Source organism: Streptomyces sp. NPDC048417 (assembly GCF_040651615.1).
In the GTDB taxonomy this organism is placed as follows: Bacteria; Actinomycetota; Actinomycetes; order Streptomycetales; family Streptomycetaceae; genus Streptomyces.
On the sequence record NZ_JBEZKI010000027.1, the window covers coordinates 142990 to 169090 of the forward strand.

Consider the following 26101-nt stretch of genomic DNA (forward strand, 5'->3'; position numbering starts at 1 on the left):
ATGCGGGAAACGGTCCCGCCAAAGGGAGTTCACGCGTCTTGACGCGTTTCGCGGCGTCCGAGTAGCGTCTTTCGGCACCTGCTAATACGTATTAACCGGGGGTGCTCATGGTCCCTCCCGAACGGCGTAGACGCTCCACCCAGCGGGACATCGCCCGCCATGCCGGCGTCTCCCAGGCAACGGTGTCACTGGTGATCAGCGGCGGTGCGGCCAGTGCGCAGATCGCGGAATCGACCCGCCGGGCCGTGCTGGCGGCGGCCGCGGAACTGGGCTATGCGGCCAATGTCGCCGCACGCAGTCTGAAAGGCGGCCGGAATCGGCTGCTCGGGCTGTACACGTTCGAATCGGTGTTCCCGACCGACCAGCGCGATTTCTACTACCCGTTTCTGCTCGGCGTGGAGGCGGAAACGGCACGGCAGGGATACGACCTGTTGCTGTTCTGTTCCGACGGCGGTGAATCCGGTCCTTCGGCGGCCGAGCGGTCGATCTATGTCGGCGGGGCCAACCGGCTGAAAATCGCGGACGGTTGTGTCCTGCTCGGCCGGAACGTCCGCCGCGAGGAGCTGTCCGCCCTGGTCCGGGAGGACTTCCCGTTCGTCTTCGTCGGCCGCCGCGAGGTGGACGACGGTGAACTCTCCTACGTGGCCGCCGACTACGTCTCGGCGACCGCGGCGCTCGTCGCCGAGCTGGCGCTCCTCGGCCACCGGCGGATCCTGTACCTGCGGGCCCTGGAGGACAGCGAGCCCACCCGGGACCGCGAGGAGGGATACCGGCGCGGGCTGGCCGAAGCCGGCATCGCCCTGGACGAGGCGCTGATCCGGAGCCTGGCCGATCCGGCGGACCTGACGGCCGAACGCCTCGAGGGGTGGATCGGCGACCTCGGGATCACCGCGCTGCTGGTCGAGCCGACCGAGGACAACCGGCTCACCGAGGCGCTCGCGACGATGGCCGGCACGGAGCGGGTCCGGTTCCCCCAGGACTGCTCGCTGGCCCTGCTGGGCGATCCGCCGTCCTGGACACCGGAGCTGCGGAACTGGACCCGGTTCTCCCTGCCCCGCGCCCGGATGGCGGGCGAGGCCGTACGGCTGCTGATCGAACTGCTCGACCAGGAGACCTGCGAGCCACGCCGGCTGACGGTGCCCTGCACGTTCGTACCGGGCGACTCGATCGGACCGGTCCGCGCGGGCGCCGGCCCGGCCGGTACGAGCCTCCCGCCCCACACCGGCGACCCGGCTCCCACCGACAGCAGCCCGGCCCCCACCGACGACCCCGCACCGACCGACAGCAGCCCGGCCGCCGCCGGACCCGGACCGGTACGCCCCGGGCTCGACGGCAGCCGGTCCGAGCCCGGCGGGAGGCCCGGCGGATGATCCGGATGATCGTGCACCGGTTGCTCATCGGCGTCTTCGTGATGTGGGGCGCCGCCTCGCTGATCTTCCTCATCGTCCGGGCCGCACCCGGCGACCCCGCGACCGTGCTGCTCGGCCCGGACGCCGATCAGAGCCAGATCGACAGCCTGCGCGCCTCGCTGGGGCTCGACCGGCCGCTCGGCGCGCAGTACCTGAGCTATCTCGGTGACGTCTCCCGCCTTGACTTCGGCGAGTCGCACCGGCTCGGCAGGCCCGCCATGGACGCGGTCCTCGACCGGCTGCCCGCCACGATCGACCTCACGCTGACGGCCACCGTGATCGCGGTGCTCGTGGGGCTGACGCTCGGCATGCTGGCCGGCGGACGGCCGGGCGGGGTGGTGGACCGGGTGGTGTCGGCCTGCACGATCGCCCTCCAGTCGTTCCCCACGTTCTGGATCGGCATCATGCTGGTGCTGGTCTTCGCCCTGGGCCTGCGCGTACTGCCCAGTTCCGGGTCCGGCACGCCCCAGCATCTGGTGCTGCCGGCCGTCACCCTCTCGTTCCCGTTCATCGCGATCATCGCCCGGCTGACCCGGACCAGCCTCGCGGAGACGATGCGCGAGGGCTACATCCAGACCGCGCTCTCCAAGGGACTGACCGAGCGTCAGGTGCTGCTCGGGCACGCCCTGCGCAACTCGCTGATCCCGGTGGTGACCGTGGTGGGCGTCCAGGTCGGGGCGCTGGTCGGCGGCGCCGTGATCGTCGAGAACGTCTTCGCCTGGCCCGGCCTCGGCTCGCTGGTGGTGGACGCGGTGGCCAACCGTGACTACGCCGTCGTCCAGGGCGCCACCCTCCTGGTCGCCGGCATCGTCGTCGTCCTCAACCTGGTGGCCGACCTGCTCATCGCCCAGCTGGACCCGCGGATCCGGACGGGAGCCGTCTGATGGCCGACCTCGCCACCGCCCCCGAGACGCTGACGGCGGCCCCACCGCGGGCGCGACGCCGCGGGCTGCTCTCCCGGGCCCCCGCCGTGGTCGTGGGCTGCTACCTGCTGGTGGCCGTCGTGGGGCCGCTGCTGATCCACTACGACCCGGTGCACACGTCCCTGGACGACCGGCTGCTCTCCCCCGGCTCCCGGACCTCCACCGGGGGCACGGCCTGGCTGGGCACCGACGGGCTCGGCCGCGACCTGCTGGCCCAGATCGTCTACGGGGCCAGGACGTCGGTGCTCATCGGCGTGTCCACGGTCGCCCTCTCCTGTCTCGTCGGGGTCCTCCTCGGCGCCGTCGCCGGATACTTCCGCGGTGCCGTGGACGCCGTACTCGCCCGGGTCTTCGACATCCTGCTGGCGTTTCCCGCGATCCTGCTGGCGATCGTGATCGCGGGCGCCTTCGAGCGCAGCGTCCTGCTGGTCGTCCTCGCGCTCTCGGCGACCGGCTGGATCACCTTCGCCCGGGTCACCCGCGGTGTCGCGCTCTCCCTCAGGGAACGGCCCTGGGTCGACGCCGCACGGGTGCTGGGAGTGCCGGGCCGGAAGATCCTCGCCCGGCACGTCCTCCCGTTCACGGCGGGGCCGATCGTCGCCCTCGCCACCCTCGAGTTCGCGCTGGTGGTGCTGGCGGAGGCGGGGCTCAGCTTCCTCGGCATCGGGCTGCCCCTGTCGACCGTGTCCTGGGGGCAGACCATCGCCAACGGCAAGGAGTACCTGGAAACGCGGTGGTGGATCTCCACCCTGCCCGGCATCGCCCTGTCCCTCCTGATCATCAACATCGGCATCCTCGGCGACCAGCTCACCGCCCGCTACGGGCGGCGCCGCTCCGACTGACCTTCCCGAACTCCGCGCACCGCTCTCGTTCCCAGACAGGAGCACCTCCATGACCAAGACGCGTGCGTACGGGCGGAGCCGGCTGATCCGGCTCGCCACCACCTGCACGGCGGGCGCGGCCCTCCTCGCCGCCTGCTCGACGACCTCCGGCGGCGACGACAACGGGGGCGGGAACTCGGGCGACCTGACGGTCGCGGGCACCTACCCGATCGAGAGCCTGGACCCGCACGGCACCCAAGGGGCCTCCACCGGCACGCAGTTGGCCGCCCAGGAGATCTTCAGCAGACTGGTGAAACCCACTGCGGACGGCACCCTCAAGGGCGACCTCGCCAGCTCCTGGAAGCCCAACAAGGACGTCACGCAGTGGACGTTCACGCTGCGGTCCGGCGTGACCTTCTCGGACGGCTCCGCGCTCGACGCCGACGACGTGGTGGCGTCCTTCCAGCGGATGATCACCCTGAACGGCCCCAACGCCGGCAACTTCCCCGGCTACACGATGACCAAGGTCTCGCCCACCGAGGTGGTGCTCAAGAGCCCGGCGCCCGACGCGTCCGTCCCGGGCAAGCTCGGCACCTTCTACGTCCTGCCCTCCGGCGTCGGCAAGGAGGACACCGCCTTCTTCGACCACCCGGTCGGCTCGGGCCCGTTCACGGTCCACGGGTTCACCCCGGGCCAGTCGCTGGTCCTGGTGCCCAACAAGAAGTACGGGGGCACGAAGCCCGTGCTCCACCAGGTGACCGTACGCAACGTCCCCGACCTGTCGGCGCGCCTGACCGCGCTGCGCACCGGCGAGGTGGACGTCGTCTGGGGCATCCCGGACGACCAGCTGGCCTCGCTGAAGGGCGACAAGAAGCTGACCGTGCGGACGGTGCCGAGCAGCGCCGAGTTCACCATGTGGTTCAACTCCTCGACCCCCGCCCTCAAGGACGCGAAGGTACGCCGGGCGATCTGGCAGGCGGTCGACTTCAGGACCATCATCGCCAAGCTCTATCCGGAGACCGGCAAGCCGGCCGACGCCCCCGTCACCGGCGTCGTCCTCGGCCACGTACCGCAGTCGCCCGTGGCCTACGACCCGGCCGCCGCCAAGGCCGCGCTCACCGCCGCGGGCTTCGACTTCTCCAAGAAGCTGCGGCTCCAGTTCGCCAACGACGAGTTCCGGCCCTTCATCCAGGCCGTCGTCTCCGACCTGCAGAAGGCCGGCGTGCGGGCGGACCCGCTGGAGAAGGAGCAGGCCACCTTCACCGAGGACCTGATCGCCCTCAAGTGGGACATCAACTTCCAGCAGCTGGCCACCCCCAGCTACGACGCGGCCAGCAACCTCGGCCGCCTCTACACCTGCGCCGCCAACCGGATGGGCTACTGCAACAAGCAGCTGGACGGGCTGCTGGCGTCGGCGGGCGCGACGGCCGACAAGCAGAAGCGCACCCACCTCTACGGCCGGGCGAGCCAGATCATCTGGCGGGACGCCGTCGGGATGTACCCGATGTCGGTGAGCATCGCCTACGCCTGGAACAGCGACCTGAAGGGCTTCGTCCCCGACGCCAGCGGCCTGCCGGACTTCGCCACCGTAGGGACCGACGGCTCGTGACCCCCGCTGGAACCGCACCCGAACGCGGGGCCGCCGCACCGGCCCCGCCCGCGACCGGCGGGCCGCCGCTGCGCGTCGACGACCTGGTGGTGGAACTGCCCGGCCCGCACGGCACCCGGGTACGCGCGGTGGACGGCGTCTCCTTCGACGTGCCACGCGCCACCACCGTGGGGCTGATCGGCGAGTCGGGCAGCGGAAAGACCATGACCGCGCTCGCGGTCCTGGGCCTGCCGCCCGAGGGCGCCACCCTGGCGGGCCGGCTGCTCTGGCACGGCGAGGACCTGCTCGCCGCCGACCCGGCCCGGCGCCGGGCGGTACGCGGCCGGGAGATCGCGATGATCTTCCAGGATCCGCTCGCCGCGCTCAACCCGACCCAGCGGATCGGCCGCCAGGTCGGCGAGATCCCCCGCCGTGACCGGCTGCCGCGCGCCGAGGTGAACCGCCGGGTCGTCGAACTCCTCGACCGGGCCGGCGTGCCGGAGCCGGAGCGGCGGATGCGCGCCTACCCGCACGAACTCTCCGGCGGCCTGCGCCAACGCGCCATGATCGCCATGGCGTTGGCCGGCCGGCCCACCCTCCTGCTCGCCGACGAGCCCACCACCGCGCTCGACGTCAGCGTGCAGTCCCGGATCCTGCGGCTGCTCGCCGACATCCAGACGGCGGACGGCCTGTCGATGCTGCTGGTCAGCCATGATCTGCGGGTCGTGTCGCACGTCGCCGAACAGGTCGTGGTCATGTACGCGGGGCGGGTCTGCGAGCGCGGCCCCGCCCGCGACGCACTGCGCCGCCCCGCCCACCCCTACACGGCCGCCCTGGTGCGCAGCGTGCCCGCCGTCAGAACCCGTACCGCGCTCGCCGACCCGCTGCCGGGCGCCCCGGCGACACCGGCGAACCGGCCGCCCGGTTGCGCCTTCCATCCGCGCTGCCCGCTCGCCCGTGCCCGCTGCCGCGCCGAGGTGCCGAAGGTGCGCGAGGTGGCACCGGGCCGCCGGAGCGCCTGCCACTTCGCGGAGGAGGTGCTGACGTCGTGAGTACGAGTGAGCACGCCCTCCTCGAGGTGCGTGATCTGCGCGTCAGGTACGGCGGGCGGGGGCTGGGCCGCCGGGGTGGTCCGGTCGCCGTCGACGGGGTGAGCCTGTCGGTCGCACCCGAGGAGACACTCGGCCTGGTCGGCGAGTCGGGTTCCGGCAAGACGACCGTGGCCCGGTGCGTGGCCGGACTCCTGCGGCCCGGCGCCGGAACGCTCACCTTCGACGGCCGGCCGCTCGCCCGCGCGGGACGCAGGCCACCCGAGTTGCAGCGCGCGGTGCAGATGGTCTTCCAGGACCCGCGGTCCTCCCTGAACCCGCGGATGACGGTCGCCGCGATCATCGCCGAGGTGTGGAGCACCCATCCGGTCACCGCGCCCGAGGGCGACCGCACCGAGGCGCTGCACCGGCTCCTCGCCGACATGGGGCTCGACCCCGAGGTGGCGTCACGGCGCGCAGGGGACCTGTCGGGCGGCCAGTGCCAGCGGGTCAGCATCGCCAGAGCGCTGGCGGTACGGCCCCGGCTGCTGGTCTGCGACGAGGCGGTGTCGGCGCTCGACGTGTCGGTGCAGGCCCAGATCCTGCGGCTGCTGGTGGACCTGCGGGGCAGGCACCGGCTCGCGATGCTGTTCATCTCCCACGACCTGGGAGTGGTGCACCAGATCGCCGACCGGGTGGCGGTGATGCACCGGGGCGTGCTCGTGGAGGAGGGCCGGACCGGCGAGGTGCTGACCGCACCGCGGCACGCGTACACCCGGGCACTGCTGGACGCGGCCCTGGACCTGGACGACTCGGTGCCCGGTGAGGGCACCGCCGACGACGAGGCGGTCGTATGAGCGAGAGGCCTGCCGCCGTGACTCCGGCGCCGACCGGCTGGAACACCTGGGACGTCCGTACGCACACCGGTATGAGCCGGCTGCCGCGCGGCCCGCGGGTGCGTTTCGGCGTACTCGGCCCCGACGGCCCGGTACTCGACGGCTTCACCTGGCGAGACGGCCTCGACCGCCTGGGTCCGCACACCGTGGACGGCAGCTACGCCGAGGTGACGGTACGCGCGGCCGGCCACCGCCTACGGCTGACCTTCGCCGGCGGCCCGGGGGACGTACTGGACGCGCGCGCCGAGAGTACGGGGGTGGTGGTGCTGTCGGTGGAGGGCCTGGACGCCATCGAGGAGCCGACGGACAGTTCGTACCTGACCACCACCGTCCGCGCGGGGGACATCCGTTGGACGGTCACCACCTCGGCACGGGGCCGCAGGGTCGGGGGCCCGGCAGATGCACTGCTGCTGGCCTTCGACGCCGAAGCGAGTGAGAGCGCCGTAGACCTGCGGATGGCGCCGGAACACGCACCGGCCACGATGGCGCCCCAAAGGGGCGCGGGGAACTGCGCGACCAGCCACAGCGGCACCGCAGACGACCGACCGCACATCACGGCGCTCACAGCGGGGCGCCTCGCGGCCCACCGCGCCGCCGCCGACCGGACCCGGCTCTGTTCCACCGGCTGGCTAGGCCCCGCCGCAGACGCCCTGACCAGGGCCGTCACCTGGAACACCGTCTACGCCCCGGACATCGGCCGCGTCCTCACCCCGACCTCGCGGGACTTCGTCTGCGCCGAGCGCAAGGGCTTCTACGGCACCTGGGCCCTGCACGCCTGGGACACGTTCTTCACCGGTCTCGCCGCCTCCGCCGTCGACCGGGACTACGCGCGCGGCATCTTCGGGCAGATCCTTCCGTACGCCGACGCGGCCGGGATGGTCCCGAACCGGGTCTCGGACGAGCGGGGCCGCACCGACGACCGTTCGCAGCCGCCGGTCGGCGCACACACGGTCCACCAGGCCTATCTGGCGGGCGGCCTGTCGCCCGGGACCCGCGACACGACCCTGCTCACCGACACCTTCCCGGCACTGCTGGCCTGGCACGACTGGTGGCCCCGGGCCCGGCGCGGGCCGCACGGGCTGCTCGCCTGGGGTTCCGACCCGATCGCGGACGACCCCGCGTCGGCGACCCTGGACCGGGCCAGACGGGAGTCGGGCCTGGACGATTCACCGATGTACGACGAGGCCCGGTACGACCCGGCGACCCACACCATGGACCTGGCCGACGTCGGCCTGAACGCCCTGCACATCGCCGACGCCGAGGCCCTGGCGGACATCGCCGGCATCGTGGGGCAGGGAGCGACGGCCGACCGGCTGCGCGCCGAGGCCGCCACGGCCAGGGCGGTCGCCGACCGGCTGCTGTGGGACGAGGAGCGCCGCGGCTACCGCAATCTCACGGCAGCGGGTGCGCACGATCCGCATGTCTCGCCGACGATGCTGTACGCGCTGCTCGGCGGGTTGCCGGACGCCGATCGTGCGGCGGCCATGGCCACCGACCTGCTCCGGCCCGAAGTACTGGGCGGCGCACGCCCGTTGCCCAGTGTGGCGCGCAACGACCCGGGCTTCGCCGCCACCTACTGGCGCGGCCGGATCTGGGCGCCGATGGCCTACCTCGCCGTCCGCGGGCTACGGCGTTACGACCTCACCGAGTTGAGCCGGCCGGTGGTCGGCGCCCTGCTGCGGCTGTTTCTCGACGAATGGCGGGAGTACGGCCATGTCAGGGAGAACTATCCGGCCGTGGCGGGCGAGAACCTGACGGGTCTCCAGAAGCGGTCTGACGGGCTGATGGCCTGGGGCGGCCTGCTGGCGTGTCTCGCCTTCGGCGAGCTGGCCGACGCGCGTCCCGACGGCTGGCGGTTCGCGCACCCGGGCGAGCCGGCCGAGCTGTGCAACCTGCCGCTCGGCGAGGGCCGCCTCGACGTCCGGGCGGCCGACCGGCTCACCGTCGGCGTCGACGGACGGACCCTGCTGGACATGGCGCCCGGCGTCGTCGTACGCGGTTACCTGCTGACCGGCGACCGCGTGAGCGGGACCGCCGAGGGCGTCGGCGACCTGCTCGTCACCCCGCCGGGCGGTGGTCCGCCGGTGCGTGTGGAGGTGGCGGGCGGCCCCCGGAGCTTCACGTTCGGCCCGGCTGGAGGACGTAACGCACAGGAGGGGATCGGCACATGAGCGCGGAGACAGCGGCAGCCACGGACATCCTCGTCGTGGGCGGGGGCCTCGGTGGCGTGGCCGCCGCGCTGGCCGCCCTCGACCGGGGACGTTCGGTGCTGCTCACCGAGGAGACCGACTGGATCGGCGGCCAGCTCACCAGCCAGGGCGTACCACCCGACGAGCACACCTGGATCGAGCAGTTCGGCGCCACCCGCACCTACCGCGCGCTGCGCGAGGCGATCCGCGACCACTACCGGACCTGGTATCCGCTGACCGAGGAGGCCCGGCGGCGCCGGTATCTCAACCCGGGCGAGGGACGGGTGAGCGCGCTCTGCCACGAGCCGAGGGTCGCCGCCGCCGTGCTGGAGGCCATGGTCGCGCCGTATGTGGCGGCCGGCCGGCTGCGAATCCTCTACGGGCACCGGCCGGTGGCCGCCTCCGTGGACGGCGACCGGGTGCGGTCCGTGGTCGTCGAGGGCCCGGACGGCACCCTGCTCGAGGTGTCGGCGCCGTACGTGCTGGACGCGACGGAACTCGGCGACCTGCTGCCGCTGACCGGCGCCGAGCACGTGACGGGCTTCGAGTCGCGTCGGGACACCGGGGAGCCGAGCGCGCCACAGGAGGCGCAGCCGGCCAACATGCAGGCGTTCTCCTGGGTGTTCGCCGTCGACCACCGGGCCGGCGAGGACCACACCGTCGACCGCCCGGCCGGTTACGACGGCTGGGCCGCCTACCACCCTGCGCAGTGGCCGAACCGGCTGCTGAGCCTGAGCGCGCCCGACCCGAGGACGCTGGAGACCCTACCGCGCGGCTTCACCCCGAACGCCGACTCGGGGCCGGTGGTCGCCGACCAGAGCAAGGACGCGGGGGACAAGGAGCTGTGGGAGTTCCGCCGGGTGGTCTCCCGGAAGCTGTACCGGCCGGGCTTCGCCGCGAGCGATGTGACCATCGTTAACTGGCCCATGATCGACTATCTGCCCGGTCCGCTGATCGGGGTGGACGACAAGGACCGGGACCGGCATCTGGCGGGCGCCCGTGAGCTGAGCATGAGCATGCTCTACTGGCTGCAGACCGAGGCGCCCCGCCCCGACGGGGGCACCGGCTGGCCGGGGCTCCGGCTGCGCGGCGACGTGTTCGGTACGGCCGACGGGCTGGCGAAGGCGCCGTACATCCGGGAGTCGCGGCGGATCGTCGCCCGGCGCCGGATCGTCGAGCAGGACCTGTCCCTGGCCGTCCGGGGCGAGCAGGGCGCGGTGCGCTACCCGGACTCCGTCGGCATCGGGATGTACCGGATCGACCTCCACCCCTCCACCGGCGGCGACACCTACATCGACGTCGCCAGCTGCCCCTTCCGGATCCCGCTGGGCGCCCTGCTCCCCGTACGGCTGCGCAACCTGCTCCCCGTGTGCAAGAACATCGGCACCACCCACATCACCAACGGCTGTTACCGGCTGCACCCCGTCGAGTGGAACATCGGCGAGGCGGCCGGATCACTGGCCGCGTACTGCCTCGACCACCGCCTGGAGGCCGAGCAGGTGTACGAGGACGCCGAGTTGCTGAGCCGCTTCCAGACCGAACTCGTCCACGCCGGGGTCGAACTGGCCTGGCCCGAGGTCAGGGGGTACTGATGGACGGTCAGCACAGCCAGGACACAGGGGGCGACGGGGGAGGAAGAGGTTCGGGCGAAGCGCCCCGAAGGGGCGCGGGGCCGGATCAATGTGCGCCTCCGCCGCGATGGGGGTCCCCCCGCTCGAGCGAAGCCGAGAGTGGGGAAGCGACCAGCCACGACGGCGCAGCGGCCGAACGACGGCACGTCACCGCACTTGCGGCGAAGCGTCCGGTCGGCGACGAGAACAGGCAGACCGGCGGACGAGCCTTGCTGGCCGGTGTGGTGGTCCCGCTGGTCACCCCCATGGACCGGCCGGGACGGCCCTCCGCCCCCGCCGCCGGCGCCCTGCTCGGCGCGCTGGCGGCGGCAGGCGCCCGCGGCCTCATGCTCTTCGGCAGCAACGGCGAGGGCCCGCTGCTGCCCACGGCGGAACTGGCCGAGTTCGCCACGGGGGTGGCCAAACGCTGGCGTCAACTGGTCGACGGAGGCCCGGTGTTGGTCAACGTCACCGCTCCCGGCACCGCCGAGGCGCTGGCGCGGGCGGAGGCCGTCCTGCCCGCCGCGCCGGACGCGCTGGTGCTCAGCCCGCCGATCTACTTCCACCACCGGCACGACGAGATCGTCGCCCACTACACGGCCCTGGCCGGCCTCGGCGTTCCCGTCGTCGCCTACAACGCCCCCCGCTACAGCAACCCGCTGACGCCCGCCCTGCTCGACGAACTGACCGGCCTCGCGCACCTCGTGGGCATCAAGGACAGCTCGGGCGACCTCACGCTGTTCGGCCACGCCCTCACCGCGGCCCGCCGGCGCGACGACTTCGGGGTCAGCCAGGGCGCGGAACGGCAGGCGCTCGACGCACTGCGCCTCGGAGCCGACGGGGTGGTCCCCGGAGTGGCCAATCTGGCGCCCGCCGCCGCCGTCGAGCTGTTCCGGGCCCACCGCGACGGCCGGGACGATGCCGCGAGCCGCGCGCAACAGCTGCTGGACCGGGTGCTGGCGCTGCACACCGTACGGCCCGGGGTGCCGGCGGTGAAGGCCGTCCTGGCCGCACGGGGGCTGTGCCCGCCGCATGTCGCGGCGCCCTTCACCCCGTGCTCCGACGAGGAACGACACGCCCTGCTCGACCTGCTCGCGCCCCTCGACGCACATCTCATACGCGCCTGATCCCGCACGCCCCGCGCTCCTGAACCGGTACGGGCCGCCACCCGCTCCGCCGTACCGCCTCCTCCGTACCGTCCGAAAGGGGTTGTGAACAGCTGGCGATCGGCGTCGATTGAACGCGTTCTGGCGCGCATGAGCGAGTGTCCCGGGCACTGGCAGGCGTGCTCCGGCAGGGAACGGGAGTTCTTGCGTCGAATGCGTGACCTTCACCGTTGGTGGTCGTTGGGTGGGGTGGCGGGTTTCGGCGACACCGGGGCGGGGTGCGGGCGGTGGGTGGACTGCGGGAGGTGGCGGCGCCGTTCGTGGTGCCTGGCCCTTCGAGGGTCGCGGTCCGGCTGTCCCTGCCCCTGGGCGAGAAGGGCGGCAAACACGCTCCGGGCGGCTACCGCTCCCGCGAGGAATGGCATGCCAAGACCCGCCGCCTGCACGTCCTCGAAGACCGACCGAAGGCGGCGCAGGCCGACTGGCAGGCAGGCGTCGTGCACGTGGTGCGCGGCGGCAAGCGCCTGCTGACCACCCGCCACCACCTGAAGGCAGCGCAGCTCACCGAAGAGGAAACAGGAAGACCACTCGCCACGACGCAGCCGCCGTGGCGATCGGAAGGCGCGCCCTGGGACACCCGATCCGGCGACGGACGGCACGGCCCCGCACCCACCAGAGCGATGGATGCGGGCATCGGACCGTCCAGGCCAGTTCGGTGGCCCCAGGACGTGAGGGACACCGTCCCCGCATTCCCGGACGACGGACACGATCCGTCGGCGCCGGACGCGGAGCGAACGCGGTCGACCAGAATGCCCAACACCGTCCGGGGCGCTCGGCTGAGCATGAATCCTGGCAACAGGACTCACTCCCGCTCAGCCTCTAGGAACGGTGGCCCACCATGTCCGACAACGGACCGCAGCGCACCGCCATGAACCGCAGATCCTTCGCCCTGGGCGTCGCCGGTGTCTCGGCGGCCGCCGCTTTCGGCCCCACGGCCCTGGCGTCCCCGGCCCACGCCGCCGACCGGTCGTCCGCGTCCGACGGGCACGGCACCTTCTTCCAGGAGCAGACCCTCTGGGACTCCGCCGCGGGCCCGCTGGTGAACTACCACGTGCACGCGCTGGCCGTGCTGCCGGACGACACCATCCTGGCGGTCACCGAGGGCCGGCACGAGGTGTGCGATGCCGGACCGCGGGACCTGCTGCTGCGCCGCAGCACCGACGGCGGCCGGACCTGGGAGGAGAGCCGCACCCTGGTCACCTCCGTCGACGGCGAGTCCTGGGGCAACCCGGCGCTGGTCGTGGACCGGCGGACCCGGGAGGTCTTCCTCTTCTACATGCTCTCGCTCCGGCTGCCGCAGAACACCTCCTGCTCGGGCGACTCGGGCGACCTCTACCTGATCTCCAGCCAGGACAGCGGCCGGACCTGGGGCGAGGTGCGGCACCTGGCCGGCGTGTTCGACGGGTTCCCCTACACCTGGGCGCTGCACGGCCCCGGTCCAGGCCACGGACTCCAGCTGAGATCCGGCAGGCTGCTGCTCAACTGCCTGCACCGCAGGGTGATCGTCGGCAACACCGTCGCCGAGCGGTACTACGGCGTCGCGCCGATCTACAGCGACGACCACGGCGCCACCTGGCAGGCGAGCGGCGAAGTGCCCGTACAGGTCGCCTACCCCATCAACGAGGCGCGGATGGTGCAGCGCGCGGACGGCAGCGTGCTGGTGAACGGCCGCGCCGCGGCGGGCGGGGAGGGCCAGCGGATCGTCTCCGTCAGCTCGGACGACGGCCTGACCTGGTCGCAGCCGGCGCTCGACGGGGGCACCGGCTCGCTCAACGCGGTGGACGCGAGCCTGTTGCGGCACACCGGCGGCGCCGGCGGCCACGACACCGACCGGGTGCTGTTCAGCCGCCCCGACTCCCCCGTCCGACGCAACATGACGGTGTCGGTCAGTTACGACGAGGGCTACTCGTACCGCTACTCGCGCGTCGTCAACGAGAATCGTGCCTTCTACTCGGACCTCGCCCACCTCTCCGACGGCACCGTGATCCTGCTCTACGGCTGCGACGGCGACTCGGCGAGCGTCCCGCTCCGGGTCAACGTCTGCCGTTTCTCGCTCGGCTGGCTGACCCGCGGCCGCGACAGCCTGCGTCACGGCCCCCATTACCGGGAGACCGTCGTCGTCCTGGCCGACACGCACCACGAGGTCACCGGCGGCGGCGCCGTGACCACCGTCGGCGACCCGCTGGCGCGCGGCGGCGAGCGACTGGTCCTGGCCCCCGGACAGGTGGGGGACGCGGTCGAGTTCACGATCCGGGTGCCGCGCACCGGCGAGTACGAACTGCTCCTGCGCCACTACCGCTCGGCGGACGGCGGCCTCGCCACCGTCACGGTGGACGACGGCACCGTCCTGCCCGCCTACGCGATCGACACCACCGCGCAGACGGCGGCCGGCTTCGATCTGGCCCACCTCGGCTCGACCCGGCTGCGGGCCGGGCGGCACACCGTGCGGTGCGCGGTGACGGGGACCGGCAGGGGCGGCGGGACCCTGCTCGGCCTCGACTCGCTCAGCCTGATCGAGGCGCCGGGCTCCGCCGACGTCCGTGCGGAGGTGGTCGTGGACAACGACCGGCTGGGCTTCGAGGTGGTCTCCGGCAGCTGGCCGACGGCGACAGCGGACCCCGGCTTCTGGTCGGGCAACTACCGTACGGCGCCCGCCGGTTCGGGAGCACGGAAGGTGCGCTGGCGGCCGGCCGTGCCCCAGGACGGCGTGTACGAGATCCAGGCGTCCTGTCCCCCGGCGGCCACCCGCGCGAGCAACGCCCCCTACACCGTCGTCCAGGCGGACGGCACGACCACCACCGTCCGGATCGACCAGCGGACGGCGGGAGCCGCCGATCCGCGCGGCGGCACCTGGATCTCCCTCGGCGAGTACCACCTGGCGGCCGGTCTCGGCACGTCGGTCGAGCTGACCAACGACGCGGACGCCACGGTGGCCGCCGACGCGATCCGCCTGCTGGGCCCGCGGACCTGAACTCCCGGGGCGCCGCGGGAGCGGCGGCCGGCGGCCACAGGGCGACGATGAGGTCCTCGGGCGCTTCGACGTACCGACCTCTGAGGAACTGAAGGCCGCGTCCTGACCGGGATCATTCGCCGCCCAGGTCCAGCAGGACCTTGGACGCCCTCGTGCGGTCGCCGGCCAGGTCGAACGCCTCGACCGCGCGGGCCAGGGGCAGGGTGTGGCTGATGACCGGGCCGACGTCCGGGCCCGAGGCCAGGAGCGCGAGCGCGTCGTCGAATTCGTGGTCGAAGCGGAAGGCGCCCCGGAGGGTGATCTCGCGGGTGACGACGACGTTGCCGAGGAAGCCGGTCTCGCCGGGCGGGAGCAGTCCGAGGAGGACGACCGTGCCGCCCCGGCGGACCCGCTGCACACAGGTGCCCAGACCCGCCCCGGAGCCGGACGCCTCCACCGCCACGTCGACGTCGTCCGGCCAGGCCGGGTCGTCGGGGCGGTCCGCCCGGACGGTGGCCGTGGCGCCGACGCTCCTGGCGACGTCCAGCGGGGCGTCCAGCAGATCGCTGACGATCACCTCGGCGGCTCCCGCGTGCCGCAGCGCGGCGACCACCAGGGAACCGATCGGACCGGCGCCGGTGACCAGCACCCGCCTGCCGGCCACCTCCCCGGCGCGGCGCACCGCGTGCAGGGCGACGGAGAACGGCTCGGCGAGTACGGCGCGGCCAAGGTCGAGCCCGGCCGGCAGCGCCCGTACCTGGTCGCCGGGGACGACGAACCGCTGGGCGAAACCGCCCTGGACGTGCGGCATCCGGGCGGCGCTGCCGAGATAGCGGGCGTGACCGCACACGTTGCGCCGGTCACGCGCGCACTCCGGGCAGGTCCCGCACGGGGTGGCCGGGTGGATCGCCACCGGGGTGCCGACCGCGGGGCCGCCCTCGGTACCGGGGCCGAGTGCGGCGACCCGGCCGACGACCTCGTGGCCCAGTACCAGCGGTTCGCGGAGCTGGAAGTCGCCGACCGAGCCGCGGTGGTAGTAGTGCAGGTCCGAGCCGCAGATGCCGCCCAGGGACGCGGCCACGAGCACCTGCCCGGGGCCGGGCAGGCCGGGGTCCCACTCCTCGACCCGGAGATCGCCCGCCTTGTGGACCACGCATGCGTACATGTGATGCTCCTTGCCTCGGGTCACAGGACCGACAGCATGCCGCCGTCGACGTACAGCACCTGCCCGTTGACGAAGTCGGACGCGGGGGACGCCAGGAAGATCAGGGCGCCGATCAGGTCGGAGACCCTGCCCCACCGGCCGGCCGGGGTGCGTCCCCGTACCCATGCGCTGAACTCCTCGTCCGCGACCAGTGCCGCGGTGAGTTCGGTCTCGAAATAGCCCGGTCCCAGGCCGTTGACCTGGATGCCCGAGGGGCCGAGGTCCGCGCACATGCCCTTGGTCAGCAGCCTCAGCCCGCCCTTGGTGGCGGAGTAGGGGGCGATGCCGGGCCGTACCGTCTCGCTCTGCACCGAGAGGATGTTGACGATCTTCCCGTGCCCGCGCGGGACCATCCGGCGGGCGACCTCCCGGCCCATGAGGAAGGCGCTGGTGAGGTTGGTGCCGAGCAGGCGGTGCCAGTCGTCGTCGGTGAAGTCGACCAGCGGCGCGCGATGTTGGGCCCCGGTGTTGTTGACGAGGATGTCGATCGGGCCGACCTCGGCCTCGATCGCGGCGACGTTCGCGGCCACGGCGGCGGAGTCGGTCACGTCGAAGGCGTAGGCGAACACGGGGACCTGTCCGGCGAGTTCGTCGCGGGTGCGGGCGAGGGCCGTCTCGTCCCGGCCGTTGAGGACGACCGTGCAGCCGGCCTCCAGCAGCCCCTGGGCCAGTGCCCGCCCGATGCCGCGGCTGGAGCCGGTGACCAGCGCGACGCGCCCGGTGATGTCGAACAGGGGACTGGATGTCATACCGGCTCCGCCTTCGTGCCCGGCAGCGGCGTGCGGGCCGGGCGCCCGTCGAGGACGTCCAGGACGTTGTCCACGGCGAGGTCCACCATCGCCGCGCGGGTCGCCTCGGTGGCCGAGCCGATGTGCGGCAGCGCGAACAGGTGCGGCCGGGCGGTCAGGTCGGCCACCTCCGCGCCGCGCGGCTCACGCTCGTACACGTCGAGCCCGGCCGAGTGCAGGCGGCCCTCGTCGAGGGCGCGCAGCAGGGCGGCCTCGTCCACGACCCCGCCCCGGGAGGTGTTGACCAGGGTCGCGGTCGGCTTCATGACCCGCAGTTCCGCGGCGCCGATCAGGTGGCGGGTGGCGTCGGTGAGCGGGACGTGCAGCGAGACGATGTCGGACTGGGCGAGGAGCTGCGGCAGCGCGACCGGGGTGGAGAGGCCGTCGGCGGCCGGGCCGAACGGGTCGTGGTGCAGCACGCGCATGCCGAAGCCGGCGGCGCGCCTCGCCACCGCCCGGCCGATCTGCCCGTAGCCGACCAGGCCCAGGGTGGCACCGTGCACGTCCAGGCCGAGGTAGTCCTCCATCCGGAACAGGTCCCACGCCCCAATGTGCAGCGCGTCACGGGCGGCACCGAGCCGCCGGCGGGCGGCCAGGATCAGCGCGAACGTCAGGTCGGCGGTCGTCTCCGCCAGCACCCCCGGGGTGTGGGTCACCACGACCCCGCGCTCGGCCGCGGCCCGCTGGTCGACGCCGTCGAACCCCATGCTGGCCAGGGCGACCACCTTCAGGGCAGGACCGGCCGCGTCCAGCAGTTCGGCGTCGACGCGGTCGTTGCCCAGAGCCAGGACGGCGCTCACGCCGCCCGCGCCCGCGGCGAGCGAGGCCAGTTCGGCCGGTTCCGGCCGGCCGGTGGCCGTCCAGTGCACGACGTCCGTGTCCGGACGGGACGCCAGCCGGGACAGCCCCCCGCCGGGCAGAGTGCCACGAGTACTGAGCACGCGCTCTTTCATCCACCACTCCCACGCTGCTTTTGCGTTACGACGGTGAAAACGTTAGTCAGCGCTCAGCCGACGCGACCAATACCGGATTCGTGTGACGTCATCGGGTGTCGGGATTCCCGCCGAATTCGTTGATCAGCTCGTGAAAGAGATCGTGCACGGCGAGGGCGGGTTCCGACAGCGGCTGGTGATCGGACGTACACAGGGAGAGCTTGACCTCGATCGTGGGGTCGACGATCCGCCGTACCACCAGACTCCGTACGTCGAGGATGGCCTGGGCGGCCGACCACGGCAGCACGGTGGCGCCGAGACCGGCACCGACCGCACTGGTCAGGGTCAGGACCGACTCGATCTCACCGACGACCCTCGGTTCGAGGGAGACATGGCGGAAGGCGGCGTCCACGACGTGCCGGATGGTGTGGATCCGGCTGGGCAGCAGCAGGCCCACACCGGACAGCTCGGCGATGGAGACCTCGTCCCGGTCGGTCGCCGAACCGGTGCCCGGCGCGGCGACCAGGTACAGGTCCTCGGTCCGCATCGGCTCGAACTGGACACCGCGTACCGGACCGGCGTCGTAGATGAACGCCATGTCCATCCGGCCGGTCATGATCGCCTCGCTGATGACACCGCCGAAGTTCTCGTTGATGTGCAGCAGGATGTCCGGGTAGCGCTCGCGCACGGCCCGCAGCAGCGGCAGGGCCAGCGCGGCGCCGGTGCTGTACGGGGCCAGGCCGACGGAGACGCTCCCGGCCGGCGCCCGCCCGGACACGTCGACCGCCGCCTGCGCGTGTTCGAGCTGGCGCAGGATCAGCTGGGCGTGGCGGTAGAGGGCGCGTCCGGCCTCGGTCGGTGCCACCCCGCGCTTGCTGCGGATCAGCAGTTGCTGCTTGAACTGCGTCTCCAGCATCGAGACCTGCTGGCTCAGCGCGGGCTGCGCGATGTGCAGGATGTCGGCGGCGCGCGTGATGCTCCCGGCGTCGACGATCTTCACGAACGAGTACAGACGCCTGGTGTCCATCGGCGACCTCCAGCCTGACAGGAGGGCTCATCGTACGGGCGGCCCGGGCGGCCAGAGCGGAAGCGGTGTCATACCCCGCCCTTATCACGTCACACACAACGGTTATTTGATGCGCCGGTCCCCCGGTACTACGGTCACCGAAACGCGGAATTCCCGGCCGGCGGCGACCCGTCGAATAAATTGCAACAGCCACGTTAATCGCGTTTCGGATTCATTTCCCCGGCCCCCTTCTCTCTCCTGTTTTTCCATTCCTGGCGGAGGACGACATGACGCACACGGTCGATCTCGTGGCCGACCTCGGCGAGGGGTACGGCCCCTGGACCATGGGGGACGACGAGGCCCTCCTCTCCGTCCTCACCTCGGCCAACATCGCCTGCGGCTTCCATGCCGGCGACCCACGGATCATGGACGCCACCGTCCGCCACTGCGTGGACCGCGGAGTCGCCGTCGGCGCACACCCCAGTTTTCCCGACCGCGTCGGCTTCGGCCGCCGCGCGATGGACCTGACCCCGGACGAGGTCCGCACCGACGTCCTCTACCAGGTCGGCGCGCTCCAGGCGTTCGCCGCCGCGCACGGCACCCGGGTACGGCACGTGGCCCCGCACGGCCGGCTCGGCAACCTCGTCGCCACCAGGCAGGACTACGCGGTCGCCGTGGCCGAGGCGATCGGCTCCCTCGACCCGTCGCTGATCGTCCTGGCGCAGGACGGCGAGCTCGCCGACGCCGCCCGCGCCCGCGGCCTGCGCGTCGCCGTCGTCGGCATCGCCGACCGCGCCTACCAGGACGACGGCACCCTGGTGCCGCGGAGCGAACCCGGAGCGGTCATCCACGACGAGCGGGAGATCGCCGAACGCACGGTCCGGATGGTGACCGAGGGCGTCATCCGCAGCGTCGGCGGCCGGGACATCTCCGTCGACTGCGACACCGTCCTGCTGCACGGCGACACGCCCGGCGCCATCTCCCTCGCCCACCTCATCCGCAAGGAACTCCTGGCGGCGGACGTCGGGATCGCCCCGCTGACCGCCGTACTCGACGGCAGGAGCGCCCGATGAACGGCGACATACGCGTCGCGGACTGCGGTGACTCGGCCGTCGTGGTGCAGGCCCAGGGCGCGGGGGCCTGGCGGCTCGTCCACGCCCTCGCCGACGCGGTCGAGGCGGCGGCGGTGGCCGGCGTGTACGGCATCGTCCCGGCCTACGACTCCCTCCTCGTCGAGTTCGACTGCGCCACCACGGACCACGACACGGTCCGCCGCGCCCTGCGGCGGGCGACCGCCCGGCTCACCGACGGCACACCCCCGTTGCCGTCCCCCCGGCGCTTCACCGTCCCGGTGGTCTACGGCGGCGAGCACGGTCCCGATCTCCCCGTCGTCGCGGACCGGCTCGGCCTGACCGAGCGGGAGGTGGTGGAGCTGCACACCGCCCAGGACCTGACCGTGCGCTGTCTGGGCGCACCCGTGGGGGCGCCGATGATGGACGGTCCCGCGTTCCCGGCACCGGTGCCGAGGCTGGCCTCGCCGCGGACCAGCGTGCCGCCCGGCTCGGTCGCGGTGGCCGGCCGGCAGGCCGTGATCTGCCCGATGCGGTCTCCCGGCGGCTGGCCCCTCCTCGGCCGTACCCCGCTGCGCGTCCTCGACCTCGACGCCGAGCCGCTGACGCCGTACCGGCCGGGCGACACCTTCCGGTTCGTGCCGATCACCGCGCGGGAGTGGCGCGACCACGACGGCGCGATGCTCTCGGCCGAGGCGGTGGCCCATGGCTGACACCCTCACCGTCCACCGCGCCGGACTCACGACCCTCCAGGACCTCGGCCGCCCCGGCCGCTCCCGCCACGGCCTCCCCGTCAACGGCGCCCCCGACCAGTACGCCGCCCGCGTCGCCAACGTCCTGACCGGCAACGACGAGAGCGCGCCGCTGCTGGAGATCACCGCGACGGACTTCGGCTGCACGCCCTCCGCCGACGTACTCGTCGCCGTGACCGGCGCCCCCGCCGACCTCACCGTCGACGACGTCCCGCGCCCCCGCTGGGAACCCGTCGTCGTCCGCGCGGGCGAGACGATCCGCGTCACCGGCATCAGGGTCGGCGTCCGCGCCTACCTCGCCGTCCACGGTTCGGTGGAGTCGCCGTACCTGCTGGGCAGTTGTGCCCCCGACACGATCCTCGGCTTCGGCCGCACCCTGCGCGACGGCGACCAGATCGCCGTGCGTACGACCCTTCGCGCCCCGATCGGCCACCCGGTCTACGGCATCCCGCTGTTCCGTGTGCAGGCGTCCGTACCGCGTCTCGCCGAGACGACGGCATGGACGATCGACGTCACCGACGGCCCCGACCTGGCGGAGTTCGGCGACTCGGCGGACCGGCTGTTCCGCTCGGAGTTCACCGTCACCCCGCAGAGCAACCACATCGGCCTGCGCATGTCCGGCGACGTGCCGCGCAGGACCGCGAGGGGCGAGGTGCTCTCCCGTGGCGTCCCCGTCGGCGCGATCGAGGTGCCCGCGGGCGACGAACTCCTCGTCCTGCACCGGGGCCGCGGTGTCACCGCCGGCTATCCCGTCCTCGCGGTCGTCACCTCGACCGGCCTGGACGCGCTCGGCCAGGCCCGCCCCGGCCAGGCCGTCCGCTTCCGGCGCCGGACGGTCGCCGAGGCGGTGGCCGCGTACCGCTTACAGCGCACCGGCCTCGAGGCCCTGAAGACCCGCGTCCGCACGGTGTTCGACGCCCATCGCATCCCCTGACTCCCCATGCACGTCCCCGCACGTCAGTGACACCCCGTCCCCGAAAGCGCACGAACGTCATTGAAGGAGACCGCCATGGCCACCGTGGCCGCACAACCGACCCCCAACACGGTCGATCCGAGAACCGCTCGCAAAGTCACCCTCGCCGGCTGCGTCGGCATCTTCGCCGAGCTCTACGACAACGGCATCTTCGGCTTCATGGCGGGCACCCTCGGTGCCGTCTTCTTCCCCGACTCGGCCAACGCCGTCCAGCTGGTCTTCCTCGGCTACGCCGTCTCCTTCTTCTTCCGCCCGCTCGGCGGTGTCATCTGCGGCAACCTCGGCGACCGCATCGGCCGGCAGCGGATGCTCGTCTTCGTGATCATGCTGATCAGCGCGGCGACGGCGGCCATCGGTCTGCTGCCGACCTACGCGGCCATCGGTATCGCCGCACCCGCGCTGCTGATCCTGCTCCGGGTCGCCCAGGGCTTCTCGGTCGGCGGTGAGGCGTCCGGCGCGATGAGCTTCCTCGCCGAGCACGCGCCGGAGGGCAGGCGCGGCCTCTACACCAGCTACGCCCAGATCGCCTCCTTCCTCTCGCTGCTCACCGGCACGCTCATCGCCGCCGCGCTGACCAGCGGCCTCGGCGCGGACCGGATGGAGTCCTGGGGCTGGCGGATCCCGTTCCTGCTGGCCATCCCGCTCGGCGTCACCGGCATCCACATCCGCAAGCGGATCAGCGACACCCCGAACTTCACCCGCCTCCAGGAGAGCGGCGGCCTGGCGAGGAACCCGCTGAAGGAGGCGTTCTCCTCCGCCGAGCACCGCCGCGCGATGCTCCTCGCGCTCTTCATCCCGCTGATGAACGGCTCCGGCTACTACGTCCTGTTCAGCTACATGCCGACCTTCATGAGCAGCGAACTCCACTTCAGCAAGGTGCAGGGCCTGCTCGTCACCGCGAGCAGCCTGGTCGCCATCTCGATCGCCATCCCCTACATGGGCCGGCTCTCCGACCGGGTCGGGCGCAAGAAGGTCCTCGCGGGCGCCGCGATCGCCATGGCGGTCGTCGCGATCCCCTGTTACCTGCTCATCGGCACCGGCAACGTCCCCCTCGCCGTCCTCGGCGCGTGCGTCATGGCCGTCGTCTTCGCGGGCCACACCGGCGTCATCCACATCCTGCTCGTCGAGCTGTTCCCGACCCGGGTGCGCTACTCCGCCTACGGCCTTGGCTACAACATCTCCTCCGCCCTCTTCGGCGGCACCGCACCCCTGCTGATGACGTGGCTCATCGCCGAGACCGGCGACGTCAACATGCCCGCCTTCTACGCCGTCGTCACCGCACTGGGCACGCTCGTCGCCGTGTCCAGGGTCCAGGACAGGGCGCACCAGCCCCTGCGCGACGCGTAATCACGCCGCCCACGCCCGCACGCCCCCACTCCAACCCCCCACCCCGCACCCCGCACTTCTGGGAGTAGTTCACATGCCCTTCTCCGACTACAAGACCGCTCTCGTGACCGGTGCCTCCACCGGAATCGGTGCCGTGGTCGTCGAGCGCCTGGTGAAGCAGGGGCTCGAGGTCCACGCCGTGGCCCGCAACGCCGACCGCCTCGCCGACCTGGCGCGGCGCACCGGCTGCGTGCCGCACGCCGTCGACATCACCGACACCGCCGCCCTGACCGAGACCCTGCGGGACATCGAGGTCGACGTCCTCGTCAACAACGCGGGGGTCTCCCGCTCCGGAAACATCCTCACCGCAGACGAGTTCGCCGTCGACGAGCAGGTGGCGGTCAACATCCAGGCGGTACTGCACGTCGTCCGCCTGCTCATGCCGGGGATGGTGGAACGCGACCTCGGGCACATCGTCAACATCAGCTCGATCGCGGCCGTCTACAACTTCGGCGGCAACACGATCTACCACGCCACCAAGGCCGCCGTGCACACCCTCTCCCGCCAGCTCCGCGTCGACGGCTACGGCCACCGCATCCGCGTCACCGAGATCTGCCCCGGCCGGGTGGAGACGGAGATCTTCGGCCGGCTGCTCGGCGACATGGAAGAGGCCCAGCGCGTCTACTACGACGGCTACGAGTCCCTCAAGCCGGAGGACATCGCCGACGCCATCGACTTCGCCATCGACTCACCGCGCCACGTGAACATCGGCCACGTGGAGATCCTGCCGACCTTCCAGGTGCCGGGCGGCCTCAACTTCGAACGGCGGGCCGACTGACATGAGTGACACGGCAGTCACGGCGGCCCTGGCCCGGCGGGTCGACCGCATCAAGCCCTCCCCCAGCACCGCGGCCGCCCAACGCGTCCGCGAACTCAAGGCGCAGGGCCATCGGATCCTCGACCTCACGGTCGGCGAACCGGACTTCGACACCCCCGACCACGTCAAGGCGGCGGCGATCGAGGCGATCGGCCGGGGCGAGACCAAATACACGCCCGTGAACGGCACTCCCCGACTCCGCGCCGCCATAGCCGACAAGCTCACCCGCCGCCACGGACTGACCTACGCCCCCGACCGGATCACCGTCGGCGGCGGGGCGAAGCAGATCATCTTCCTCGCCCTGATGGCCACGCTGGACGCGGGCGACGAGGTCATCGTCCCCGCCCCGTACTGGGTGTCGTATCCGGACATGGTCCTCGCCAACGACGGCACCCCGGTCGTCGTCCCGTGCCCGGAGGCCGACGGCTTCAAGCTGACGCCGGACCGCCTGGAGTCCGCGATCACGGACGCCACCCGCTGGCTGATCCTCAACGCCCCGAACAACCCGACGGGCGCGGCCTACACACCGGACGAACTCCGCGCCCTGGCAGACGTGTTGCTGGCCCACCCGCACGTCCTCGTCCTCACCGACGAGATCTACGACGAGATCTGGTACGGCGACGAGGGCCCCGGCGAACTCCCCACCACCCTCGCCGCGGTCGAACCCCGCCTCACCGAGCGGGTGTTCCTCACCAACGGCGTCTCCAAGACGTACGCCATGACGGGCTGGCGGATCGGCTACGGCGCCGGCCCGGCCGACCTGGTCGGCGCCGTCAACAAGCTCCAGTCCCAGATCTCCTCCTGCCCCTCGTCGATCAGCCAGGCGGCCGCCACCGCCGCGCTCACCGGCGACCAGGGCTTCATCGACGACTGTGTCGCCGTCTACCGGGCCCGCCGGGACGAGACGGTGAAGATGCTGACCGACATCCCGGGACTGACCTGCACGCCACCGAGCGGCGGCTTCTACGTCCTGGTGAACTGCGCGGGACTGCTGGGCCGGCACACCCCGGCCGGCGAACGCATCGCCACGGACGAGGAGTTCGCCGCCCACCTCCTGGAGTCGCAGCAGGTGGCGGTGATCCACGGGACGGCCTACGGAGCCCCCGGCTACTTCCGCATCTCCTTCGCGACGTCGAGCGCGGTCCTGACGGAGGCCTGCGAACGCCTCTCCGCCGCCTGCGCCGCCCTGACCTGACCTGACCCCTGCCCCTTGTTCCGCCTCTCGGAGAGAGACCCATGCTGCGTGTGAACACGAAGTTCGACCGCCCCGATCCGGACCTGGTCGAGCGACTCGGCGCCTACTCCTCGGCCACCATCCACGAGGCGCAGGGCCGGCTCGGCGCCCTGAGCTCGAAGATCAAGCCGGTGTCGGACACCATGTCCCTGTGCGGCCCGGCCTTCACCGTGCGCTGCGCGCCCCGGGACAACATCATGCTCCAGGTGGCCATCGCGCACGCCCGCCCCGGCGACGTCGTCGTCGTGTCCGCCGGTGAGTACGCGGAGGCGGGCTCCTTCGGCGACGTACTGGCCAACGCCTGCGTGGCCAAGGGCCTCGGCGGGCTGATCACCGACACCGGTGTCCGCGACACCCGGGAACTGCGCGATCTCGGCTTCCCGGTGTTCTCCCTCGGCGTCTCCATCAAGGGCACGGTCAAGGAGACCGTCGGCCCGATGGCGGAGCCCGTCCTGGTCGGCGGCGAGGTGATCCGCCCGGGCGACGTGGTGCGCGGTGACGCCGACGGTGTCGTGGTCGTGCGCCGCGAGGACCTGGCCGACGCCGTCCGCCTCTCCCAGGAACGCGTCGACGCCGAGACCGCGTACATCGCCGCCTACCGGTCCGGTAAGAGCGTCATCGAGGTCAGCGACCTCGCCGCGGTCCTCGCGGCGAAGGGCCTGGTCATCGAGGAGTGACACCGACCGGCCGCGGGAAGCGGCGACGCGTCCGGGCCCCGGCGCTCAGGCTCCCACGGTTCCGTCGACGCCCTCCCGCAGGAGGTCGGCGTGTCCGTTGTGACGGCCGTACTCCAGGAGGACGTGGGTCATCACCATCCGCAGCGACACCTCCTCCTGCCACCTCGGCTGGTATCCGGCCTGGTCCAGGGAGGCGGCCTCGCGTTCGATCCGGCGCGAGGTCTCCACTTCGGCCTCCCAGGCCGTGAACGCCTCCTCCCGGGTCGACCCGCTCGCGTCGTACGCCGCCTGGAAGTCGACCTTGTCGGACCAGACCATGGGCGCTTCGTGGTCCTCGAACACCCGCCGGAACCAGGCCCGTTCCACCTCCGCCAGGTGCCGCACCAGGCCGAGCAGCGAGAGCGTGGACGGCGGCATCGGCTGCCGCCGCAGCTCCTCGTCGGTGAGCCCTTCGCACTTCATGGCGAGGGTGGCCCGGTGGTAGTCGAGAAACGCCCGCAGCGTGTCGCGTTCACTTCCGAAAGCGGGCGGTCCTATGCGGTTGTCGCTGGTCACTGACCGTACTCCTTGTCCGTTCCGGCATCCGGGGGGGTGCCTCTATGTCCTTCGTCAAGGCACTCCTGTCGGGTTTGGGGTGATTCGGGCTTGCTGGGGTTATGCGGCGAGCTCGACGTCCGCGGGC

General features: G+C 72.3%; 22 protein-coding genes. 17 read left to right on the plus strand and 5 right to left on the minus strand.

Going from position 1 to position 26101, the window contains the following annotated elements; all coding sequences use genetic code 11:
• Nucleotides 1-107: 107 nt before the first annotated feature.
• The 10 genes from AB0D59_RS36430 (at nt 108) to AB0D59_RS36475 (ending at nt 14601) form a co-directional block, all read left to right on the plus strand.
• Nucleotides 108-1370, plus strand: a complete 1263-nt coding sequence (locus AB0D59_RS36430) for a substrate-binding domain-containing protein (protein WP_362574891.1) — start codon at nt 108-110, stop codon at nt 1368-1370.
• Entirely contained in the window at nt 1367-2293 is a 927-nt protein-coding gene (locus AB0D59_RS36435; protein WP_362574835.1) for an ABC transporter permease, read from the plus strand. Before AB0D59_RS36430 ends, AB0D59_RS36435 begins: the two co-directional genes overlap by 4 nt.
• Entirely contained in the window at nt 2293-3174 is an 882-nt protein-coding gene (locus AB0D59_RS36440) for an ABC transporter permease (RefSeq protein WP_362574837.1), read from the plus strand. Before AB0D59_RS36435 ends, AB0D59_RS36440 begins: the two co-directional genes overlap by 1 nt.
• 49 nt (nt 3175-3223) lie before the next feature.
• Nucleotides 3224-4762, plus strand: coding sequence for an ABC transporter substrate-binding protein (locus AB0D59_RS36445; protein WP_362574839.1), 1539 nt, complete (start codon nt 3224-3226; stop codon nt 4760-4762).
• Nucleotides 4759-5793 carry an ABC transporter ATP-binding protein gene (locus AB0D59_RS36450; protein ID WP_362574841.1) on the plus strand — a complete coding sequence of 345 codons (1035 nt, stop codon included), beginning with the start codon at nt 4759-4761 and terminating at the stop codon, nt 5791-5793. Before AB0D59_RS36445 ends, AB0D59_RS36450 begins: the two co-directional genes overlap by 4 nt.
• Entirely contained in the window at nt 5790-6626 is an 837-nt protein-coding gene (locus AB0D59_RS36455; protein WP_362574843.1) for a dipeptide/oligopeptide/nickel ABC transporter ATP-binding protein, read from the plus strand. The genes AB0D59_RS36450 and AB0D59_RS36455 overlap by 4 nt, the downstream gene beginning before the upstream one ends.
• Nucleotides 6623-8836, plus strand: a complete 2214-nt coding sequence (locus AB0D59_RS36460; protein WP_362574845.1) for a trehalase family glycosidase — start codon at nt 6623-6625, stop codon at nt 8834-8836. Before AB0D59_RS36455 ends, AB0D59_RS36460 begins: the two co-directional genes overlap by 4 nt.
• Complete coding sequence (locus AB0D59_RS36465) at nt 8833-10446, plus strand: FAD-dependent oxidoreductase (RefSeq protein WP_362574847.1); 1614 nt, start codon at nt 8833-8835, stop codon at nt 10444-10446. The genes AB0D59_RS36460 and AB0D59_RS36465 overlap by 4 nt, the downstream gene beginning before the upstream one ends.
• Before the next feature lie 248 nt (nt 10447-10694).
• Entirely contained in the window at nt 10695-11591 is an 897-nt protein-coding gene (locus AB0D59_RS36470; RefSeq protein WP_362574849.1) for a dihydrodipicolinate synthase family protein, read from the plus strand.
• An 877-nt stretch (nt 11592-12468) separates the two neighbouring features.
• On the plus strand, nt 12469-14601 hold the full coding sequence (locus tag AB0D59_RS36475) for an exo-alpha-sialidase (RefSeq protein WP_362574851.1): 2133 nt from the start codon (nt 12469-12471) through the stop codon (nt 14599-14601).
• 112 nt (nt 14602-14713) lie between these two features.
• Here AB0D59_RS36475 and AB0D59_RS36480 read toward each other — a convergent pair whose 3' ends face one another.
• From AB0D59_RS36480 to nac, 4 genes are all read right to left on the minus strand, one after another.
• Nucleotides 14714-15745 (minus strand): L-idonate 5-dehydrogenase, encoded by a 1032-nt coding sequence (locus AB0D59_RS36480; RefSeq protein WP_362574853.1) that lies wholly within the window; start codon nt 15743-15745, stop codon nt 14714-14716.
• A gap of 20 nt (nt 15746-15765) precedes the next feature.
• A complete protein-coding gene (locus AB0D59_RS36485) occupies nt 15766-16533 on the minus strand; it encodes an SDR family oxidoreductase (RefSeq protein WP_362574855.1) in 768 nt (255 codons plus the stop codon).
• Nucleotides 16530-17525, minus strand: a complete 996-nt coding sequence (locus AB0D59_RS36490; protein ID WP_362574857.1) for a D-glycerate dehydrogenase — start codon at nt 17523-17525, stop codon at nt 16530-16532. The genes AB0D59_RS36485 and AB0D59_RS36490 overlap by 4 nt, the downstream gene beginning before the upstream one ends.
• An 88-nt stretch (nt 17526-17613) precedes the next feature.
• Entirely contained in the window at nt 17614-18531 is a 918-nt protein-coding gene (gene nac / locus AB0D59_RS36495) for a nitrogen assimilation transcriptional regulator NAC (RefSeq protein WP_362574859.1), read from the minus strand.
• 266 nt (nt 18532-18797) lie between these two features.
• Here nac and AB0D59_RS36500 point away from each other — a divergent pair, with 266 nt between their 5' ends.
• The 7 genes from AB0D59_RS36500 to AB0D59_RS36530 all read left to right on the plus strand — a co-directional run bounded on the left by AB0D59_RS36500 (nt 18798) and on the right by AB0D59_RS36530 (nt 25419).
• The gene (locus AB0D59_RS36500; protein ID WP_362574861.1) at nt 18798-19583 is read left to right on the plus strand and encodes a 5-oxoprolinase subunit PxpA; all 786 of its coding nucleotides are present in this window, start codon (nt 18798-18800) and stop codon (nt 19581-19583) included.
• Nucleotides 19580-20293, plus strand: coding sequence for a carboxyltransferase domain-containing protein (locus tag AB0D59_RS36505; RefSeq protein ID WP_362574863.1), 714 nt, complete (start codon nt 19580-19582; stop codon nt 20291-20293). The genes AB0D59_RS36500 and AB0D59_RS36505 overlap by 4 nt, the downstream gene beginning before the upstream one ends.
• Nucleotides 20286-21266 carry a biotin-dependent carboxyltransferase family protein gene (locus tag AB0D59_RS36510; protein WP_362574865.1) on the plus strand — a complete coding sequence of 327 codons (981 nt, stop codon included), beginning with the start codon at nt 20286-20288 and terminating at the stop codon, nt 21264-21266. Before AB0D59_RS36505 ends, AB0D59_RS36510 begins: the two co-directional genes overlap by 8 nt.
• Nucleotides 21267-21341: 75 nt before the next feature.
• Nucleotides 21342-22652: an MFS transporter gene (locus AB0D59_RS36515; RefSeq protein ID WP_362574866.1), complete on the plus strand. Its 1311-nt coding sequence runs from the start codon at nt 21342-21344 to the stop codon at nt 22650-22652.
• 73 nt (nt 22653-22725) lie between these two features.
• Nucleotides 22726-23469, plus strand: coding sequence for an SDR family oxidoreductase (locus tag AB0D59_RS36520; protein ID WP_362574867.1), 744 nt, complete (start codon nt 22726-22728; stop codon nt 23467-23469).
• A gap of 1 nt (nt 23470) precedes the next feature.
• Complete coding sequence (locus AB0D59_RS36525) at nt 23471-24703, plus strand: aspartate transaminase (RefSeq protein ID WP_362574869.1); 1233 nt, start codon at nt 23471-23473, stop codon at nt 24701-24703.
• A 41-nt stretch (nt 24704-24744) separates the two neighbouring features.
• Nucleotides 24745-25419: a 4-carboxy-4-hydroxy-2-oxoadipate aldolase/oxaloacetate decarboxylase gene (locus tag AB0D59_RS36530; RefSeq protein WP_362574871.1), complete on the plus strand. Its 675-nt coding sequence runs from the start codon at nt 24745-24747 to the stop codon at nt 25417-25419.
• A 45-nt stretch (nt 25420-25464) separates the two neighbouring features.
• Here the strand turns inward: AB0D59_RS36530 and AB0D59_RS36535 are convergent, their stop codons facing one another.
• Nucleotides 25465-25974 (minus strand): DinB family protein, encoded by a 510-nt coding sequence (locus AB0D59_RS36535; protein WP_362574873.1) that lies wholly within the window; start codon nt 25972-25974, stop codon nt 25465-25467.
• Nucleotides 25975-26101 lie beyond the last annotated feature (127 nt).